This is a genomic window from Butyricimonas faecalis (assembly GCF_003991565.1).
GTDB lineage: Bacteria > Bacteroidota > Bacteroidia > Bacteroidales > Marinifilaceae > Butyricimonas > Butyricimonas faecalis.
Genome location: NZ_CP032819.1, coordinates 2,519,722 through 2,539,182 on the forward strand (window position 1 = coordinate 2,519,722; position 19,461 = coordinate 2,539,182).

General features: G+C 44.3%; 17 protein-coding genes, 1 tRNA gene and 1 riboswitch. Of the genes, 11 read left to right on the forward strand and 7 right to left on the reverse strand.

The features are described 5' to 3' along the window. Positions 1–4 precede the first annotated feature (4 nt). The 5 genes from D8S85_RS10980 (at position 5) to mutL (ending at position 4,766) form a co-directional block, all read left to right on the forward strand. Entirely contained in the window at positions 5–1,027 is a 1,023-nt protein-coding gene (locus tag D8S85_RS10980; protein WP_228423193.1) for an endonuclease/exonuclease/phosphatase family protein, read from the forward strand. A gap of 66 nt (positions 1,028–1,093) precedes the next feature. Next, a tRNA-Ala gene (locus tag D8S85_RS10985) sits at positions 1,094–1,167 on the forward strand. Positions 1,168–1,459: 292 nt separating this feature from the next. Continuing rightward, on the forward strand, positions 1,460–2,554 hold the full coding sequence (locus tag D8S85_RS10990; RefSeq protein ID WP_106480752.1) for a lysylphosphatidylglycerol synthase transmembrane domain-containing protein: 1,095 nt from the start codon (positions 1,460–1,462) through the stop codon (positions 2,552–2,554). A 27-nt stretch (positions 2,555–2,581) separates the two neighbouring features. After that, complete coding sequence (locus D8S85_RS10995; RefSeq protein ID WP_106480753.1) at positions 2,582–2,890, forward strand: hypothetical protein; 309 nt, start codon at positions 2,582–2,584, stop codon at positions 2,888–2,890. Between the two features lie 10 nt (positions 2,891–2,900). Beyond that, on the forward strand, positions 2,901–4,766 hold the full coding sequence (mutL, locus tag D8S85_RS11000) for a DNA mismatch repair endonuclease MutL (RefSeq protein WP_127075058.1): 1,866 nt from the start codon (positions 2,901–2,903) through the stop codon (positions 4,764–4,766). Positions 4,767–4,770: 4 nt separating this feature from the next. Here mutL and D8S85_RS11005 read toward each other — a convergent pair whose 3' ends face one another. From D8S85_RS11005 to D8S85_RS21510, 7 genes are all read right to left on the reverse strand, one after another. Then, the gene (locus D8S85_RS11005; RefSeq protein ID WP_106480755.1) at positions 4,771–6,114 is read right to left on the reverse strand and encodes a TlpA family protein disulfide reductase; all 1,344 of its coding nucleotides are present in this window, start codon (positions 6,112–6,114) and stop codon (positions 4,771–4,773) included. Positions 6,115–6,435: 321 nt separating this feature from the next. Next, entirely contained in the window at positions 6,436–6,867 is a 432-nt protein-coding gene (rpiB, locus tag D8S85_RS11010; protein ID WP_106480756.1) for a ribose 5-phosphate isomerase B, read from the reverse strand. A 142-nt stretch (positions 6,868–7,009) separates the two neighbouring features. Continuing rightward, a complete protein-coding gene (rprY, locus tag D8S85_RS11015) occupies positions 7,010–7,699 on the reverse strand; it encodes a response regulator transcription factor RprY (protein WP_106480757.1) in 690 nt (229 codons plus the stop codon). Between the two features lie 56 nt (positions 7,700–7,755). Then, complete coding sequence (locus tag D8S85_RS11020) at positions 7,756–9,300, reverse strand: sensor histidine kinase (protein WP_127075059.1); 1,545 nt, start codon at positions 9,298–9,300, stop codon at positions 7,756–7,758. 209 nt (positions 9,301–9,509) lie between these two features. Continuing rightward, positions 9,510–10,535, reverse strand: a complete 1,026-nt coding sequence (ruvB, locus tag D8S85_RS11025; protein WP_106480759.1) for a Holliday junction branch migration DNA helicase RuvB — start codon at positions 10,533–10,535, stop codon at positions 9,510–9,512. A 160-nt stretch (positions 10,536–10,695) separates the two neighbouring features. Continuing rightward, positions 10,696–11,130: a nucleoside deaminase gene (locus tag D8S85_RS11030; RefSeq protein ID WP_106480760.1), complete on the reverse strand. Its 435-nt coding sequence runs from the start codon at positions 11,128–11,130 to the stop codon at positions 10,696–10,698. A gap of 93 nt (positions 11,131–11,223) precedes the next feature. Continuing rightward, the gene (locus tag D8S85_RS21510) at positions 11,224–11,361 is read right to left on the reverse strand and encodes a hypothetical protein (RefSeq protein WP_158641556.1); all 138 of its coding nucleotides are present in this window, start codon (positions 11,359–11,361) and stop codon (positions 11,224–11,226) included. A gap of 16 nt (positions 11,362–11,377) precedes the next feature. On the opposite strand from D8S85_RS21510, the gene D8S85_RS11035 reads away from it, so the two are divergent. The 6 genes from D8S85_RS11035 to D8S85_RS11060 all read left to right on the forward strand — a co-directional run bounded on the left by D8S85_RS11035 (position 11,378) and on the right by D8S85_RS11060 (position 19,438). Beyond that, positions 11,378–12,571 carry a phosphoglycerate kinase gene (locus D8S85_RS11035; protein ID WP_106480761.1) on the forward strand — a complete coding sequence of 398 codons (1,194 nt, stop codon included), beginning with the start codon at positions 11,378–11,380 and terminating at the stop codon, positions 12,569–12,571. Positions 12,572–13,309: 738 nt separating this feature from the next. After that, a riboswitch (cobalamin riboswitch) is annotated at positions 13,310–13,513 on the forward strand. 354 nt (positions 13,514–13,867) lie between these two features. Continuing rightward, the gene (locus D8S85_RS11040; protein WP_127075061.1) at positions 13,868–15,331 is read left to right on the forward strand and encodes a 4-hydroxyphenylacetate 3-hydroxylase family protein; all 1,464 of its coding nucleotides are present in this window, start codon (positions 13,868–13,870) and stop codon (positions 15,329–15,331) included. Then, positions 15,309–15,629 (forward strand): NifU family protein, encoded by a 321-nt coding sequence (locus D8S85_RS11045; protein ID WP_106480763.1) that lies wholly within the window; start codon positions 15,309–15,311, stop codon positions 15,627–15,629. The genes D8S85_RS11040 and D8S85_RS11045 overlap by 23 nt, the downstream gene beginning before the upstream one ends. Positions 15,630–15,636: 7 nt before the next feature. Further along, positions 15,637–16,947: an acetyl-CoA hydrolase/transferase family protein gene (locus D8S85_RS11050; RefSeq protein ID WP_106480764.1), complete on the forward strand. Its 1,311-nt coding sequence runs from the start codon at positions 15,637–15,639 to the stop codon at positions 16,945–16,947. A 12-nt stretch (positions 16,948–16,959) separates the two neighbouring features. Beyond that, entirely contained in the window at positions 16,960–18,075 is a 1,116-nt protein-coding gene (locus D8S85_RS11055; protein WP_106480765.1) for a 4-hydroxybutyrate dehydrogenase, read from the forward strand. Between the two features lie 7 nt (positions 18,076–18,082). After that, a complete protein-coding gene (locus D8S85_RS11060; RefSeq protein ID WP_127075063.1) occupies positions 18,083–19,438 on the forward strand; it encodes an aldehyde dehydrogenase family protein in 1,356 nt (451 codons plus the stop codon). The last annotated feature ends 23 nt before the right edge of the window (positions 19,439–19,461 follow it).

The window sequence follows — 19,461 nt, forward strand, 5'->3', positions numbered from 1 at the left end:
TCAATTGGGTCGATTGTTTGATATTATTATGAGAATTGTCACGATCATTGCCATGATCGGATTACTTGGGAGTTACACGGCCCCCTATGTCAATCCTAATGTGTTTTATTTATCGTCCCTGCTAGGGTATACTTACCATTATCTATTGATTGTAAATATTATTCTATTACTCTATTGGATAGCTCGTTTGAAAAAGATAGCCATCCTGTCTATCTTGATCATTGCTGCCGGGTACCCGTTAATTAGTACTTACTATGGGTTGAATTCCAAAACCACTCCCAATGCTCCCCACGATCTTTCCATCATGACTTACAATATCCAGATGCTAAGGGCTCCCGGGAAGGATGCTAGCTCAAAAATTGTGGATTATATTAATAATAGTGGTAATGATATTGTTTGTATACAAGAATTTCCCCAACGAGAAGCTTCTTTTCAAAAATTTCCATCCTATCCGTACCATTATCGTCATCGGGATGTAGCACTCATCTCCCGCTATCCTATCATTAATAAGGGCGAAATCAATTTTGCCAAGGGACACTCGGCTGCCTGCATTTATGGAGATATTGCCATCGGTAAAGACACGATTCGGGTATATTCCGTGCATCTTGAATCTTACCGGTTAGGTAAAAATGAACAACAGATATACAAGGAGCTCACCAGTGGTAATACACAAAATGCCACTCAAGGTGTCAAGACCATATCCTCTCGTCTGGTTACAGCCAACCGTAACCGGGCAAAACAAACACAAATAATAAAAGACCACACACAACAATCCCCTTACCCGGTTATTATTTGCGGAGACTTTAACGATACCCCTATTTCCTTTGCCTACCACACGTTGTCCGAGGGGATGAAAGATAGTTTCATCGAAAAAGGACGAGGTCTCGGCAACACGTATATCGGGGAATTTCCTTCATTCCGCATCGACCATATTCTGCACGCACCAACACTCAGCACCGTATCCTATACCCGCGATACCGTCAAATATTCCGATCATTACCCGGTGCAAAGCGATATTCGCTTTTAGATTTATAATTTCACCCCACAACCATTTCTTATTTTCAAATATTTATCTATATTTGCAACCGGAAATGGGGAATTAGCTCAGTTGGCTAGAGCGTTTGAATGGCATTCAAAAGGTCGTCGGTTCGATTCCGATATTCTCCACTAAAGCGGATACTTCACTGAAAAGTGGAGTATTTTTTTTGCTTTCGTACTTGTAAGTCGTTGATATTTTACGAAATAAACGAAACACTTCATTCTCTGAAAAAGTTCGATAATCGTCATTTTTATCGTCCCACGTGAAAAAGTAGGTGGTCCCTTTGCTTCCACGAGAATCTCTCCCATCGTGAAAGAATCATCGTAACCTAATTAACGACTCTTTCCCGAAAAAAAGGAGAGCGTATTAAACACGTTGCCCTTTTTTTTGTAAATTAGCCACAAATAAAAAACGGATTTTATGGAACAGGAGCGACAAGAAGAGAACCAGGAACTGACAAAGAAGATCAGCCCATACAAAATCATATATCCTATCATTATCGGGTTGGCCGTGGTCTCTTACATGTTATATAAAGAATTTGACCCCAAAGCATTTGATCTGATCACCTTTACTTGGAGTACCGTGTTTTGGTTATTTGTTGCTGTTCTATGCATGGCTATTCGGGATTTCGGATATGTGATTCGAATCAAGATTCTATCGGGAGGAAAACTAAACTGGTTTCAGTCTCTCCGAATTATATTCCTTTGGGAATTCACCTCGGCAGTGACCCCTTCCGCTATCGGAGGTACCAGCCTAGCTATTCTTTTCGTGCATAAAGAAGGAATTGGGGTCGGGAAAAGTTCTGCTATGGTCATGGCAACCTCTTTTCTTGATGAATTATATTTCATCATCATGTTTCCACTCATACTACTGTTCGTCAACCACCAGGCTTTATGGGAAATGCCGGACACCACGAAAGCCGTGGCCAACGGGTTGATTCTCGTGGCTGTCATTGGATACTGCGTGAAGCTCGCCTACCTGCTTGTGCTAAGTTACGGACTATTCATGAATCCGCGAGGATTAAAATGGCTGATCATGAAACTATTCAAATGGCGCATTCTCCGGAAATGGCGTCATGATGCCAATGAAGCAGGGACCGATATTATCCGGAATTCTCATGAATTAAAAAGTATGCCGTTCTCCTTTTGGCTAAAAACATTCGGGGCCACCTTCTTCTCGTGGACAGCACGTTACTGGGTGGTGAATGCCATTCTCGTGGCTTTTTGGTTCGGACGTTATGATTGGGCGCAACATTTTCTTATCTTTGCACGACAACTCGTCATGTGGATCATGATGCTGGTAAGCCCGACACCAGGTGGTAGCGGTTTTGCGGAATTCGTATTCTCCAAGTATCTAGGGGAATTTCTTCCGAGCGCCGGGGTTGCCATAGCGATGGCTATTTTATGGAGACTCATCAGCTATTACCCTTACCTGTTTATCGGGGCATTTATCGTACCGAAATGGATTGCCCGTAGTTTTGGCAAGACATCGAAACAAACGAAAACGAACAATTAAAGATTAATGCGTTAAGGAATAGAAATCATGGGACTATTTAAACAACCTGAATATCGCCGTTTCAACTTGAAACCCCGCTACTGGGATCCGGAAGCCGAGGCTCGAAAAGAACGGGAAAAACGCATCCGCGCGGAATTAGGCCTCGCGGAAGACGGGAACGAATACATTCCCGATGTTAGAGCCAGCTTACAAAAAGAATATGCCAAACGTAAAGGCGATCGTGCCGGTCTGCGCCTCGGTTACTCAACCCGGCTTTTTATGATTCTTATTATCATACTGATCGGGATTTTCTACCTGGCGACATACAAGATTGATCTTATCATGAAATTATTCTAAGGATTTCGGCATGGCAGACGTGATTCAATTATTACCCGACTCGGTAGCGAACCAGATTGCGGCAGGAGAGGTCGTACAACGTCCGGCATCCGTGGTGAAGGAATTGATGGAAAATGCCATTGATGCCGGGGCAACAAAAGTACAGGTTATCTTGAAAAATGCGGGCAAAGGATTTATCCAAGTCATTGACGATGGAAAAGGTATGTCCCCAAGAGATTCCCGTATGGCTTTTGAACGTCATGCCACATCCAAAATATCCAACGCACAGGATTTGTTCAACATCCGCACGATGGGATTCCGCGGAGAGGCCCTTGCTTCGATTGCTTCCGTGGCAGAGGTGGAATTACGTACCAAACGGGAAGAGGACGAACTGGGCACCTATCTTTTCGTGGCGGACTCAGAACTAAAAAAACAAGAGAACATTAATTGTTCCCGGGGAACGAACATGCTGGTTAAAAACTTGTTCTACACGATCCCCGCCCGGCGAAAATTCCTAAAATCGGATACCACGGAACTCCGTAACATTACCACGGAATTCTTACGGGTAGCCCTCACCACCCCGGACATCGCATTCACGCTTGTCAACAACGGAAATGAAATATATAACCTACCGGCATCCGGATTACGCCAGCGAATCGTAAATGCTTTCGGGAAAACGATCAATACCAAATTACTCCCGGTGAATTGTGAAACGGGAATCGTCACCATCAACGGCTTTGTATGCATTCCCCAACACGCCCGAAAAACTTACGGGGAACAGTATTTTTTCGTAAACCACCGGTTCATGAAACACAACTTTTTCCACAAAGCAATCACGGAAGCCTATGCCGGACTGATTAGCGGGGACATGATTCCCTCGTATTTTCTCTATTTCACGGTAGACCCTTCCATCATCGATGTGAATATCCATCCGACAAAAACGGAGATCAAATTTCAAGACGAGAGCGCCATATTTCAAATTATACTGGCGAGCGTGAAAGAAGCGTTGGGAAAATTCAACGTAACCCCGACAATAGACTTTGACACGGAAGATAAAGTCGATTTTACAGTTCCAGACTCGCCGATTCTCCCAAAGGTCCCCAAGGTTAGTTATAACCCCCATTACAACCCGTTTAACTATTCCTCCTCGATCTCGAAAGAGGATTCAGACTTCGAACAGTCAGGCAGTAACAGTTTCCGCCCAAACTTCGAACCCCGACACAAGGAACAAGTTCCCGCAAACTGGGATGTTCTCTTTGCCGGATTGGAAGATAAAACAGAAGAAGTACAAACAGAAATTCCTGAAATGGCAGCAAAACAAGAAGATCACGAAGGAATTATCTCTTTCGTACAAATGAAAGGCAGATTTATCGTCACACCAGTTCATTCCGGTTTAATGTTTATCGATCAGAAACGAGCACATGAACGAGTGCTATACGAGCGTTATCTAGAAACCTTGTCACACCAACAAATCTGCGGACAAAAAAGCTTGTTTCCCGAAACACTGGAACTCTCGGCTGAAGATTTCTTGCTCGTGAAAGAGATCATGGATGATCTTGCCATGCTAGGTTTTGAACTCGGGGAATTCGGAAAGAATTGTTACGCCATCTACGCCACGCCACCCGATCTATCCACTTCTCGCGGGAAAGAAGTACTTATCAGCCTGATTGAACACTACAAGAACACGGAAGGTTCAATCCGGGATAAAATGAGGGAGCGCATAGCCCTCTCTCTCGCGAAGGCGGCATCACTGGATTACAATACCTCACTGGACAAGCAAGAAATGAACGACCTATTTGACAACCTGTTCGCTTGCCAACACCCCAATTACACGGCTGACGGCAAAATAATCATTCATATCCTTAAAAACGAGGATGTAACCCAGTGGTTTAAATAAAAAACTACTTCAGATAAGTTCGCAATGTTTTAGTCGTTTCGGGATCAGAAGGTCGCGACATATCCGAGTTAATAATACGTCCATCCGGAGCGATCAAAATGAAACGAGGGATTCCGCGGATCATGTAAAAATCCATGAAAGAATGATCATTCCCCATATATAACTGCACCTCTCCCTTGGGATTCTCCCGCACCCGCTTTTCCCAAACTGCCCGGTCATTATCACAAGAAACAGCCACGAACACGATATTATCATCTTCAAACTCTTTTTCCAGTTTCTCCCAAGCCACATTTTCATTACGACAAGGCACACCCCAAGTTGTCCACACGTTGATAAACAAATATTTTCCTCTAAAATCTTCCAATTTGACAGCTTGTCCGGCTATATCCGTAAACATAAAATCAAAGGCGGGACTACCGGGAACAATCTTTGCACAACGGTCATAAATCTCTTGAAACCGCTTCCGTAATACCGGATCCTTCACGTAAAAATCATACACACGCAATACATCATCAATATGCTCGTCAATTCCTACACCAAGCAAATAGACACAAGCGTAATGATCGATCAAAAACTCTACCAACGTTTCATTTGTCAAATGGTGAATCACGTAATCAAACTGCGCCATCACCTGCTTGTAGGCATCCAGCTCCTTCATATGGTAAGTACTGATCAACGAAACCAAGGACGCCATCCCTTCTTGATACTCCTTGAGCACTAATAACTTCTCATCTTCCTTAATCAATTTCCTGATACAAGAAAGATAAACGGTATCCGGTTGATAATCCATATTTCCCGTACTCCAAGCGTGATACAAGGGATAATTTTCCAATGCTTTATAAGTAGAAAACTTAATTCTATTTCGTTCCATTTCAGTAAAAGCGGTATCAAATCCCATGGTATCCAAATAATGAAACTGCTCTTGAATCAAGTCTTTCAACTGCCCTAAAAACTCCGGACCATCCAGCTCGTAATCGAAGGACAGATTCTTCATGATCTGGCTGTTCAAATAACAATTCTTGGGAGCGCCGTCTCCTTCAAAACGAATATTCCCTTTAGCATGATCCCCGTAAATATATATACGTAATGTTGTTCCGTCTTCGATAAACAATGGGAGACGATCCTTTCCATACTTTAACGTTGCATACCCATGTTCGCCTTCTGTCAGCATCAATTTGGCATACCCCGAATCATCCACTCCAATTTCCCGTTCTTCCCCGTTAACTACCAACTCTGGCTGCACCCCCGAAGACCCGATAAGATTAAATTCCACAACTGTTTTCCGGGTATTACAACACCACATCAATAATATCAAGATCAATATTATACCACCAAATTTTCCCATCATCTAATGCGCCAATGTTACAATTTGCTAAATTAATTATAAATTCTTTTAACCCGAGTTGATATGAAGACTTTAACTTTTTATTAACGTATTGCATCCCATCATTTAAATCAAATCCGAAATAGATTTACATACGCTTAAAATGATCTTTCACGAGCCTATTCGCGAAAGCAATGGAAAAATCCCTTTAGGAAAGAATGACTACCCCCACCAACTTTCCGTATGAACAAACACCCTCCCCCTTTCCGGAATCAATGCCCGAAAGGGGGAGGGTGTTTGGATATGTTTTTAAATTGGATATGTTTTTAAAACTGAAATCACAAATTATTTTACCGGAATCTTTTCTACCCTTCTCTGGTGACGACCACCTTCAAAATCGGTTGACAAGAAAACGTCTACCACATTTTGGGCCTCTTCGTAAGCAATGAAACGAGCAGGCAATCCCACCACGTTTGCATCATTATGCTGACGGGCCAAAGCGGCAAGTTCCATATTCCAACACAAAGCACAACGGATGCCTTGATGTTTATTGGCTGTCATAGAAATTCCGTTGCCACTTCCGCAAATAGCAATTCCCCTTTCATACTCGCCGGACTCAACGGCCACAGCCATCGGATGAGCCGTATCCGGATAATCCATACTCTCGGCAGAATAAGCACCAAAATCCTTTACTTCATGACCTTTTTCTCGAAGATATTTTACCAACCGTTCCTTATACTCGTAACCGGCATGGTCACATGCTATCGCTATTTTCATCTCTTTAAAATTATTACCTTAACTACAAAATAAAAGTTGACTTGTTATAATTTGCAAGTTTACATAGAAACTTTTTAACTTGCAACTTGTAACCTGCCAACTTCTAACAAAAAAGGGACTCTTCCGAACCCCCTTTTTATCATCAAAGAATCAATTTATAACCCTTTCCGTGAACATTGATAATTTCCACCGACGGATCTTTCTTCAAGTGTTTACGCAATTTCGTGATATAAACATCCATGCTTCTGGCATTAAAGTAATTGTCATCAGCCCAGATATTCTTCAAAGCGTAGTTTCTCTCCAATACCTTGTTCACATTCAAGCACAACAAACGAAGTAACTCAGACTCTTTCGTGGTCAATTTTTGTTCTTCTTCCCCGTCAAACAAAGTCTGTTTCTTAGAATTGAATGTTAACTTACCAATCTTGAAGATTTCTTGTTCATCTTCCGGCTTCAACCCGGTTGATCTTCTCAGGACAGCCTCGATACGCAGCAATAACTCTTCCATACTGAAAGGTTTACTCATGTAATCATCGGCTCCCAACTTGAATCCTTCCAACACATCTTCTTTCATCGACTTAGCTGTCAAGAAAATAATTGGAATTTCGCTATTGATCTGTCTGATTTCTTTCGCAAGCGTAAAACCATCTTTTTTAGGCATCATCACGTCGAAAATGCAAATGTCAAACGGTTCGTTCAAAAACCTTTCATATGCAATCTCTCCATCCTCACATAAAACGGTCTCAAAACCTTTAGCTCTCAAATATTCTTTAAGAAGCATACCCAAGTTGGTATCATCCTCTGCCAATAAAATTTTAATTTTCTCATCCATAGCTATGTTGTTTTAAATAATTCTTATTCTTTAATTCTCAGTAAAAATATACGAATTTAAAAAAATAAGGTTCTCTTTATTTTTTGTTTTTTCACGGTTAAAGGTAAAATGATGTCAAAACAACTTCCCTTCTCAAGAGAACTTTCCACATCTATTCTCCCTCCATGAGCCTCAACAATTTTTTTCACATATGATAACCCCAAGCCGAATCCCTTCACGTCGTGCAAATTCCCCGTGGATACACGATAGAATCTTTCAAAGATCAACTTCTGATCTTTCTTAGCAATTCCTATGCCATTATCAATGACACTTATTACAATTTCTTTATCTTTATTACGAGTGTAAATGGTAATTTCCGGTGATTTCACACAATACTTTATCGCGTTATCCACGAGATTAGAAATCACGTTTGTTATATGCACCTCATCTGCAAGCACTTCATCTTGATCCGCCTCGAGATAAGCAGAGAATTTTCCCCCTTTATCCTCCACGCGTAAGCTAAATTTAGGCAATAAATCTTCAATCAACTGATTCATATTTATATTCTTTAGCTTCAACTTCATCCGAGTCTCCGTGAATAAGGCCGTTTGCAACACGCGCTCCACTTGGAATGTCAAACGCTTACTCTCGTCTCGGATAATCGTGGCCACCCGGTCTATCGTTTCCGGGGTATTCGTCACCGCCCCGTCCTTCAACATCTGCGATGCCAAAGAAATTGTCGCGATCGGAGTCTTGAACTCGTGCGTCATATTATTAATAAAATCATTCTTGATAACCGACAACTTCTTCTGTCGAACAATAACGATCAGACAGAACACGGCACAGAACACGATAGCAATCGTGATCAGCACCCCGGGCAGAACCATCCACACGGAACCTGCCGTGTCGGAAGAAGCATCCGGAAATTTCAAGTACAAGATGGCAGAAGAACTTTCACCGGGGAATATCTTCCGGCTAAGAGTCACATCATCGGACATATGACTCAAAAAATTCTTGGATGACAAAATAAATTTACCATTTTCCTTGATACCGAATTCAAACCGGGAACGAATTCCTGCATCCGTCAGCGTGTTACCGATAAAACCGTATAGATTATTCAAATTTACCCGTCCCTCGATCACGTGCTTATCCTCTTTCCCTTCCGGCACGAACCTATAATTCTCCCCGGTTCGCTCCTTCATAGCTTGTTGCAACTTGGAGATAGAAGTAGCCAAATTATCTTCCTTGAATTTACTTCCCATGAATTCACTGACATCCCTCACCTCCGAATCGTCATCAATCAAATTAAGCATGGAGTTGGCAACCGCCGACGGGTCATTTTTCACGGCAACCGGACGTTTCGGATCAATATAGATCGGGGCATCAATCTCCACTCCCCGATTTTTAACCTCTGTCAGATTCCCGTTTTCAGAAAGCCTGCCCGCTTCTTCCTGCTTGCGGATATAATCAACCATATCATCCATCGCCCGGTTAGCCGAGTAGAAAAATTGCTCCTTCTTCACCTCGTAGGCCGTTTGGAAATAACTGGTCTGGAGAATAATCAATCCCAGCAAGGATATACCAAACACAATTCCTAATATGATTATCTGTTGCTTTCTCATACATGCAAATTTAACAAATCCATTTTAACAATTAGCAAGCTTAATACTATTTAACAAAAATATAACTCATTGATCCTCTTTAAAATCTCATTCAATCCCCCCAATCAACCCAATCAAGTCCCCGCTTCCACTCTCTTTTAACGTTAATAAAACTTTTGAATTTATTATTTTATCCAACACTTCCCGTTTCCCCGACCCACCGGAATCACCTAGAACAACGTGGCTTGCCAGTCATCTGTTCGTCGATTCTTCCGCAAATGCTTGTAGGCCAAATCTGTCACTTCACGCCCCCGGGGAGTCCTTTTCAGAAAACCTTCCTTGATCAGGAACGGCTCGTACACCTCTTCCAAGGTTCCCGGATCCTCGCTGACCGCGGTAGCGATCGTCGTCAAACCGACAGGCCCTCCCTTAAACTTATCAATAATCGTCAACAATATTTTATTATCCATATCGTCCAACCCGAACTTATCAATATTCAATGCCTCCAGCGCGAAAGTCGTAATCTCGAGATCAACTACCCCGTTTCCCTTCACCATGGCAAAATCCCGTACCCGACGCAACAAGGCATTAGCAATACGAGGAGTTCCGCGACTCCTGGACGCGATTTCCTTCGAGGCTTGACTCGTGATCTTCGTTCTTAAAATAGCTGCCGAACGCTCCACGATTCCCGTCAACACGTCGAGATCATAATACTCCAAATGGCTATTGATTCCGAAACGCGCCCTTAACGGTGCCGTCAGCAACCCGCTACGGGTGGTTGCCCCAATCAACGTGAAAGGACTCAACTGGATCTGCACGGATCGGGCTGCCGGCCCTTTATCTATCACAATATCAATCTTGAAATCCTCCATCGCCGAGTAAAGATACTCCTCCACGATCGGACTTAACCGATGAATCTCGTCAATAAACAACACGTCATTCGGCTCCAGATTCGTTAACAACCCGGCCAAATCACCCGGCTTGTCCAACACCGGACCGGAGGTAATCTTAATCCCGACCCCCAACTCGTTGGCAATAATAGCCGACAACGTTGTCTTGCCCAACCCGGGAGGGCCGTGCAACAGGACGTGGTCCAGAGACTCACCCCGCATCTTCGCCGCCTTCACGAAAACTTCCAAATTGTCCACGATCTTCTTTTGCCCCTGGAAATCACTAAAACTCAGCGGACGCAAAGCCTTCTCCAGCTCTTTCTCACTATCTGGCACATTCCCGGTCCTTATATCGAAATTACCCATGTACTATTTTATTTATAACAATCTATTCAATTCGTAAATGTACAACAAAACAATTGAAAATTGAAAATGACGAATTAATTAATTTACGATTCACGAATTCCAATTCACGGATAAACAAATGCAAATCCGCGGGATGCCGTCATAAACCAAGAATCACGAACTATCTTTTCCTGGCAAAAAAGCTTTTCACCAACTCCCCACACTCATCATCTAAAACACCGGCAACCACGTTCGTTTTCGGGTGCAACACGGATGGTGAAAGCCGAGCATATCCCCGATGCGGATCGGCTGCCCCGTACACCAATTCTCCGATTTGAGCCCAAGCGAGCGCACCACCACACATGACACATGGCTCCAACGTAACATACAACGTGCAGTCATTCAAATACTTCCCTCCCAACAAAGAAGCTGCCGACGTGATGGCAAGCATCTCCGCGTGTGCGGTCACGTCATTCAGTCGCTCGGTTTGATTATGAGCCCGGGCAATCACCCGACCTTTACAAACGACTACCGCTCCAACCGGGATTTCCCCCTCTTCTTCTGCCAAGTGGGCTTCCTCCAAGGCTTTCCGCATGAACATCTCGTGTTTATCCATAAATACTATTTTTATTCTCCGACAAGAAGACAACGAGAACAAAAATCCACATTTCTCGTGAAGGTTACAAATTTTCTTCCACATTTTTTCTTCTTACACGTACGCGACAAGCACGATCAACATTTGACTTACATCAACCAAGACACTACACGTGAAATTCCATCCTTCATATTTTTTGGTTTGAATAATTTTATCCTTACCTTTAGCTTTTAATATAAGTAATTTACTCATTAAAATAACAATTGCTATGCAGACAATTGATAATTACAACTTTAAAAACAAAAAGGCGCTTATCCGCGTAGACTTTAACGTACCTTTAAATGAAAAGTTCGAGATCACTGACGACACCCGTATGCGGGCAGCCGTTCCCACGATCAAGAAAGTGCTGGCGGGAGGAGGTTCCGTAATATTAATGTCTCACCTCGGACGCCCGAAAAACGGACCAGAAGACAAATTTTCATTAAAACATATCCAGAAACACCTGGAAGAACTGCTAGGGACTCCCGTGCAATTCGCCGATGACTGCATCGGGGAAAGCGCGGTGAAAGCTGCTGCAGACCTAAAACCGGGAGAAGTTCTTCTATTGGAAAATCTTCGTTTTTACAAAGAGGAAGAAAAGGGAGACGAAAATTTCGCCCACAAATTGGCATCCTTGGCCGATGTTTGGATCAACGACGCATTCGGGACAGCCCACCGGGCTCACGCGTCTACCGCTGTCATTGCCAAATTTTTCCCGAACGACAAGCTATTCGGCTACGTCATGCAAGGAGAGCTGGAAAGCGTGGACAAAGTAATGCACAACCCCACCCGCCCGTTCACGGCCATCATGGGAGGTTCCAAAGTCTCATCCAAAATCGACATCATCATGAACCTCATGGACAAGGTGGACAACCTCATCCTAGGCGGAGGAATGACTTACACGTTCAAAAAAGCAATGGGTGGTCATGTCGGCAATTCCATTTGCGAAGAAGACAAACTCGACTTGGCTCTTGAAATCATGAAACTAGCCGAAGAAAAAGGAGTAAATCTCGTACTGGCAACCGACACCGTGGCTGCCGATGCTTTCGACAACGGTGCTAACACACAAATCGTTTCTTCCATGGAAATTCCTGATGGATGGGAAGGATTGGATGTAGGCCCGGAAAGCATCGCGTCTTTCTCTAAAATCATCGAGCAATCCAAAACAATCCTTTGGAATGGCCCCGTAGGCGTATTTGAGATGCCCAAATTTGCCGTGGGAACCAAAGCTATCGCCGATGCTATCGTGAAAGCCACAACAAATGGAGCCTTCTCTTTAATCGGGGGTGGAGACTCCGTCGCTGCCATCAACCAATTCGGGCTGGCCGACAAGGTTAGCTACGTGTCCACCGGAGGTGGTGCCTTACTCGAATACATCGAAGGCAAAGAACTACCGGGAATCACCGCGATTCGTGGGAAATAAACTTCACCAAACATGACATCGAAATTGTCTAACAAGTCTTATACAGTATCAACAAACTATCCCCTCCAACTCCCCCTTACACAGGGGGAGAATTGATTACCAAGCGGTTTCCCCTCCTGTGCAAGGAGGGGTTAGGGGAGGTAGTCATTAAAAGGCTGACTTGTTAGACAATCTCTTTTTTCGGAAAAACTTTCCTTCTTTCAAAATTTAGCAACCCTTGAATCATCACGACCTATCCCCTCTTTCCAATTCCAACATAGGTTTGCAGTAGTCTCTTTTCAAGGTAATACACGCTCCACCCATGACACATTCGATGTACTTCGGGATTCACATTTCATTACAAAATCGTATATCATTAACGTGAGTTTGGTATAAAAATCACATTATCGCACGGAACATCAAGAATATAACTGCACAAACATTAAACATGTATGACAGCACATTGGGAGCCACATAACTGCTGTTAAAACAATAGAATTATACATCATTATCACTAGCGGATCAATTCCGGATATAAAGTTTTTAGTATGCTTATAAATCCCTATTAGAACGCTATTCCGTATAGCGTTTTAATAGCGTTCTAATAGCGCTTTAATAGCGCTTTACACGGTAGTGGTCCGGATGCAATCATGTTTCAATTATCATTTCGTGTACGAACTCGAACTTATGTTAGTTACTTCTGCGTTATAAGTCCATTAAAAAAATTACAGAAAAAAAGTAGGAATACAATTATATTTATATACCTTCGCGATGTCATGGTGATCTCTTTCCCCAGCAAGGGAAAAGATTGAATAGGGAATCCGGTGAAAATCCGGAACTGTGCCCTCAGCTGTAAGTTCTCAAAAAGGTTTTCGCATTCTAATGGTCACTTTTTCAACGAGAAAAGGGAAGGCCGCGAATACCGGAACAAGTCAGAAGACCTGCCTGACAACATATAAATCCGTTACTCTGGGGATTTGGGGTAAAGGAGATGTGCGAAGTTATTCATAAAAATAAAATTGTGTTGACGTCCCCGTGACGGAACATTATGAACAAAGGAGCATTACAACGTGAGTATATTTATACTGACGTAATCAATTCTTTTTCAACGAGAAAAAGAACATGTTTCTCTATAATGGCAACGAGAGACCGCGCGTGTTATCCCTTCAACGGCAAACATACGCTTCGATTTTCCGTGCCTTTTCTCTTCTCGCATTCTTTCCTTCAAATTTCCCCCTGTAATAGCCCGCAGACGGCTTTTATTTACTGCATTTTTTCTTTATTCAAAATATTACAACTAACAAAATATCAAAGATCATGATGACAAAAGAACAGTACATTGAAAGTCTCAGGAAACTAAACCTGAAAGTCTATTTCATGGGAGAACTAATCAGTAATCCGGTCGATCACCCGATGATCCGCCCATCCATGAATTCAGTGGCCATGACTTATGAATTGGCTGAAAAAGAGGAGTATCGAACGCTCATGACGGCTAAATCCAATCTTACCGGAAAAACCATTAATCGTTTTTGCCACTTGCATCAATGCACCGAAGACTTGATCAATAAGGTAAAGATGCAACGTTTGGTCGGGCAGAAAACCGGGGCTTGTTTCCAACGCTGCGTTGGAATGGACGCCTTCAATGCCATTTACTCTACCACTTACGAAATCGACCAAGCTCACGGGACGGAATATCACAAACGTTTCACGGAGTACTTGAAATACGTGCAAGACAACGATCTCACGGTGGACGGGGCCATGACCGATCCGAAAGGAGATCGGGGTCTTTCTCCATCACAACAAGAGGATCCGGATTTGTATCTACGTATCAAGGAAGTACGTCCGGATGGAATCATCGTTCGCGGAGCCAAAGCCCACCAGACGGGAGCTGTCAATTCCCACGAACACTTGATCATGCCGACCGTGGCCATGAAAGAAGCCGATAAAGACTACGCCGTTTCATTTGCCGTTCCTTCTGATGCCGAAGGTGTACTCATGATCTACGGACGCCAGTCCTGCGATACCCGCAAAATGGAAAAAGATGCGGATCTTGACTTGGGGAACTCACAATTCGGCGGACATGAAGCTCTTGTGATATTTGACGATGTATTCGTTCCCAACGAACGCGTCTTTATGTGTAAGGAATATGAATTTACCGGCATGATGGTAGAGCGTTTTGCTGGTTATCACAGGCAATCTTACGGGGGATGTAAAGTCGGTGTCGGAGATGTACTTATCGGGGCTGCCGCTCTCGCCGCCGACTACAATGGAGTCCCTAAAGCCAACCATATCAAAGATAAGATCATCGAAATGATGCACCTCAACGAGACTCTTTACTCGTGTGGAATCGCTTGTTCGGCAGAAGGGAAACCCACGCTCGCGGGCAACTACCAGATTGATTTATTACTTGCCAATGTCTGCAAACAGAACGTGACTCGTTTCCCGTATGAAATTGCCAGACTAGCAGAAGATATTGCCGGAGGATTAATGGTAACCATGCCTTCAGCCCAAGATTTAAGAGATCCGTATATCGGGAAATATGTAAAAAAATACCTGCAAGGGGCCACGGGTACTGACACGGAAAACCGGATGCGCGTTCTTCGCTTGATCGAGAACATCACGCTTGGGACCGCGGCGGTAGGCTATCGCACGGAGTCCATGCACGGAGCCGGCTCCCCGCAAGCCCAACGCATCATGATTGCCCGGCAGGGAAACCTCGAAAGCAAAAAGGAGCTAGCGAAACAAATTGCCCGGATTGATGAAAGCAAGAACCGGAAATAATCAAAACCCCACAACTCTGTGGAAGCACCTGGAGGAGATCATAAATACACACATTCGCCCTCTCCTCCAGGATCACGGGGGGGATGTTGTTATCCGGGAAGTCCGAGGGAAAGACGCGCGGGTGGCCCTACTCGGCAACTGCAAGGGATGTCCCGCCGCACAGATCACGATTGAACAGACCGTGCAACGTATTCTCGTGGAAAAAATGGGAGATCAGATCGGTAAAGTAATACTGGTAAACGAAATAGATCCCAGCATACTCGACTTCGCCCGCCAATTTCTCAACCCCCAAAAATAGAAAAACGATGAACTGGAAAGAACTTTATACACAAAAAACGACCACTGCCGAAGAAGCGATCAAGGCCATCCGGGATAAGGATCGGGTTGTCTTTGCCCACGCGGCAGGTGTTCCGCAGGAAATCACGAAAGCCCTTGTTGCACATAAAGATGATTTCCATGACGTGGAAATATACCACATGTTATGTCTTGGTGACGGAGCTTATACACAACCGGAAATGCTATCCCATTTTCGGCACAATACCAATTTCGTGGGAGGAAATACCCGACAAGCCGTGAACGAGGATCGTGCGGACTTCACCCCTTGTTTCTTTCACGAATTACCACACTTTTTCCGCAACGGGACCCTGCCCGTTGACGTGGCAATCGTTCATCTCAGCACACCGGACGAGGAAGGTTATTGTAGTTTCGGGGTGTCTTCAGACTACACGAAACCCGCGGCTCATGCCGCACGCGTGGTAATTGCCGAAGTAAACGACCGGATGCCTCATGTCGGAGGCGATAACCACATTCACGTTTCGGAACTGGATTATATCGTGGAGACCTCCAATCCCTTGTTTGAAATACCGCTGCCTAAAATCGGGGAAACGGAACAAGCCATCGGTCGGTACTGCGCGGAACTCATCGAGGATGGTTCCACCCTGCAACTGGGAATAGGAGCTATCCCCGATGCCGTTCTGCAATGCCTGCAAGACAAAAAAGATTTGGGTATTCACACGGAAATGTTTTCCGACGGGGTCATCGATTTGGTAGAAAAGGGGGTAATTACCGGAAAATGTAAAACCCTTCATCCGGGAAAACTGGTGGCCACCTTCCTCATGGGAAGCCAATGTCTGTATGATTTTGTTGATAACAATCCCAATGTCGCTCTATTTCCCGTGGATTATGTAAACGATCCTTACGTTATTCGTCAGAATCGTCAATTAATATCCATCAATTCCTGCATCGAGATCGATCTTTCCGGACAGGTTTGTTCCGAAACCATCGGTCCAAAACAATTCAGCGGGACGGGAGGCCAAGTTGATTACATCCGGGGGGCAGCTCTTTCCGAAGGCGGCAAATCCATCCTGGCCATGCCTTCCACGGCAGCCCGGGGAAAGGTTTCCCGTATCGTACCCTATCTGGCAGCAGGTGCCGCCGTCACCACCTCACGAAACGAGGTGGATTATATTGTCACGGAATACGGGATCGCTCACCTCAAGGGGAAAACTTTAAGGCAACGAGCCGAAAGTCTAATTCGGATCGCTCATCCCGATTTCAGAGAATCGCTCACGGAGGAGTTCTTTCATCGTTTTCCATTAGCATTACAAACCATATAAAATGAAATAGTCATGCAATTATTCAAATTAAAAACCCGTTTAAGTGAATTCAATTCTTTCGCGGACTTTGCCAAAGAATTCAATCTCAAGAAAGAAGATTTAATCATCACGAATGAATTCCTATACAATCCATACATGCGTGATCTTCACCTTCCTTGTCGTTTTATCATGCAGGAACACTACGGAATGGGGGAGCCGTCTGACGAGATGATTAATCATATTCTCGCGGACATAGAACTGGAAAATTATACCCGTGTGATAGCCGTAGGGGGAGGAACCGTCATTGACATCTCAAAACTATTTACTCTGCACGGCATCGTTAATGCAACTGATGCTTTCGAACGCAAAATACCCGTTGAGAAGGCCCGTCAATTGGTGATCCTCCCCACTACCTGCGGCACCGGTAGCGAGGTAACCAATATTTCGATCGCCGAGATCAAATCCCGCCACACGAAAATGGGATTGGCCGATGACACCCTACTAGCCGATGATGCCGTGTTAATCCCTGAACTAGTGCGGGGGCTTCCCTACAAGTTTTTCGTGTGCAGTTCGATCGATGCCCTCATCCATGCCGTAGAATCATACGTATCCCCGAAATCCAATCCCTATACCCAAATATTCTGCCGGGCAGCTATCAAAAGCATTATTGATGTTTTCAAGCACATCGCTGCACAAGGACCGGAATATCGTCTGGAACATCTGAGAGAAATGCTGATTGCCAGTAATTATGCCGGCATTGCATTCGGGAATACCGGGGTGGGTGCCGTACACGCGTTATCCTACCCGCTTGGAGGAAACTATCACGTACCTCACGGGGAAGCCAATTATCAATTCTTCACGGAAGTATTCAAGTTTTATTACAAGAAAAAGCCTTCCGGGAATATCACGGAAGTTAATGCGTTACTTGCGAATCTCCTGGGAACCGACACGAAACACGTGTATGAAGAACTCGATTGCTTACTAGGCAAATTATTGTCCAAAAACCCTCTCCACACGTATGGTATGAAGCCCGAAGAGATTGACGGGTTCACGGACAATGTACTTCAGACACAACAACGCCTGTTGGCCAACAATCACGTGGAATTAACAAGAGAAGAAATAAAAGAAATCTATTCAACCCTATATTAAATATATCATGGAAATAAAAGAAATGATAGAAAGAGCCCGCAAAGCTCAAGTCATTTATGACGAACGATTCGACCAGGAAGGAGTCGATCAAGTCATTAAAGCTGCCGCCCGCACGATTTTTGACCATGCAGAAGAACTGGCACGCCTTACGATTGACGAGACCCAAATGGGTGTCTACGAAGACAAAGTTGCCAAAAACAGGAATAAATCCAAGGGGGTATGGTATAACCTGAAAGGGAAAAAATCCATGGGGATCCTAAGTATTGACGAGAGAACTAATCTTATCGAAATCGCCAAACCTATTGGTGTGGTTGCCGGTATTACCCCGATGACAAACCCCGTGGTTACCCCGATGTCTAAAATCATTTTTGCATTAAAAACGAAGAACGCCATCATCATAGCTCCTCACCCGAAAGCAAAACAATGCTCCAGTGCAGCTGTTAAACTCATTATCGAGGCCATCGCCCCGTTTGAAGTTCCGGAGGGTCTGGTTCAGGTGATTGAAGAACCCACGATCGAAAAGACCTGCGAGTTGATGGAAGCTTGTGATGTCGTGGTGGCCACGGGTGGAATGCCCATGGTGAAATCGGCTTACTCTTCGGGCAAACCCTCTTTTGGTGTCGGAGCGGGTAACGTACAGGTAATCCTGGATCGATTTATTGATTTCGATACAGCGGCAGAAAAAGTCATCACCGGCCGTTCTTTTGACAATGGTATTATCTGTTCTGGAGAACAAAGTTTTATTTATCACAAAGATGACAGACAGGAAGTCATGGACGCTTTTCGTCGTCACGGGGCGTACATCGTGCCTGAAGAAGATCGGGACAAAGTGGTTAATGCACTTTTTGAAGACGGGCATATTTGCAGGGACATTGTCGGACAATCCGTCCAGACAATCGCAAGCAAAGCCGACATCTTCGTACCGGGAAACACCCGTGTTCTCGTGGTAGAAGCGCACGGGATAGGACGTGACGACCTCATCTGCAAAGAAAAAATGTGTCCTGTCATGGCTGCTTTTTCTTATGACAATTTTGACGAAGCGATAAAAATCGCCAAGACAAATCTATTCATGGAAGGAAACGGACACACGGCCGGCATCCACTCCAACAACCAGGCAAATATTATCAAGGCCGGAACGGAACTTTCCGTATCACGCCTGATCGTGAATGCCCCGTGTGCTACCACGGCGGGAGGTTCCATACAAAACGGTCTCCCCGTGACCAACACGCTCGGGTGCGGAAGTTGGGGAAATAATTCTATTTCTGAGAATTTCACCTATAAACACCTATTAAATATCACACGCATCGCCCCGTTGTCCGCACGGATACACGTACCTTCCGATGCTGAAATATGGGATTTATAAAAAATAATCGTAAATTTGCGGGA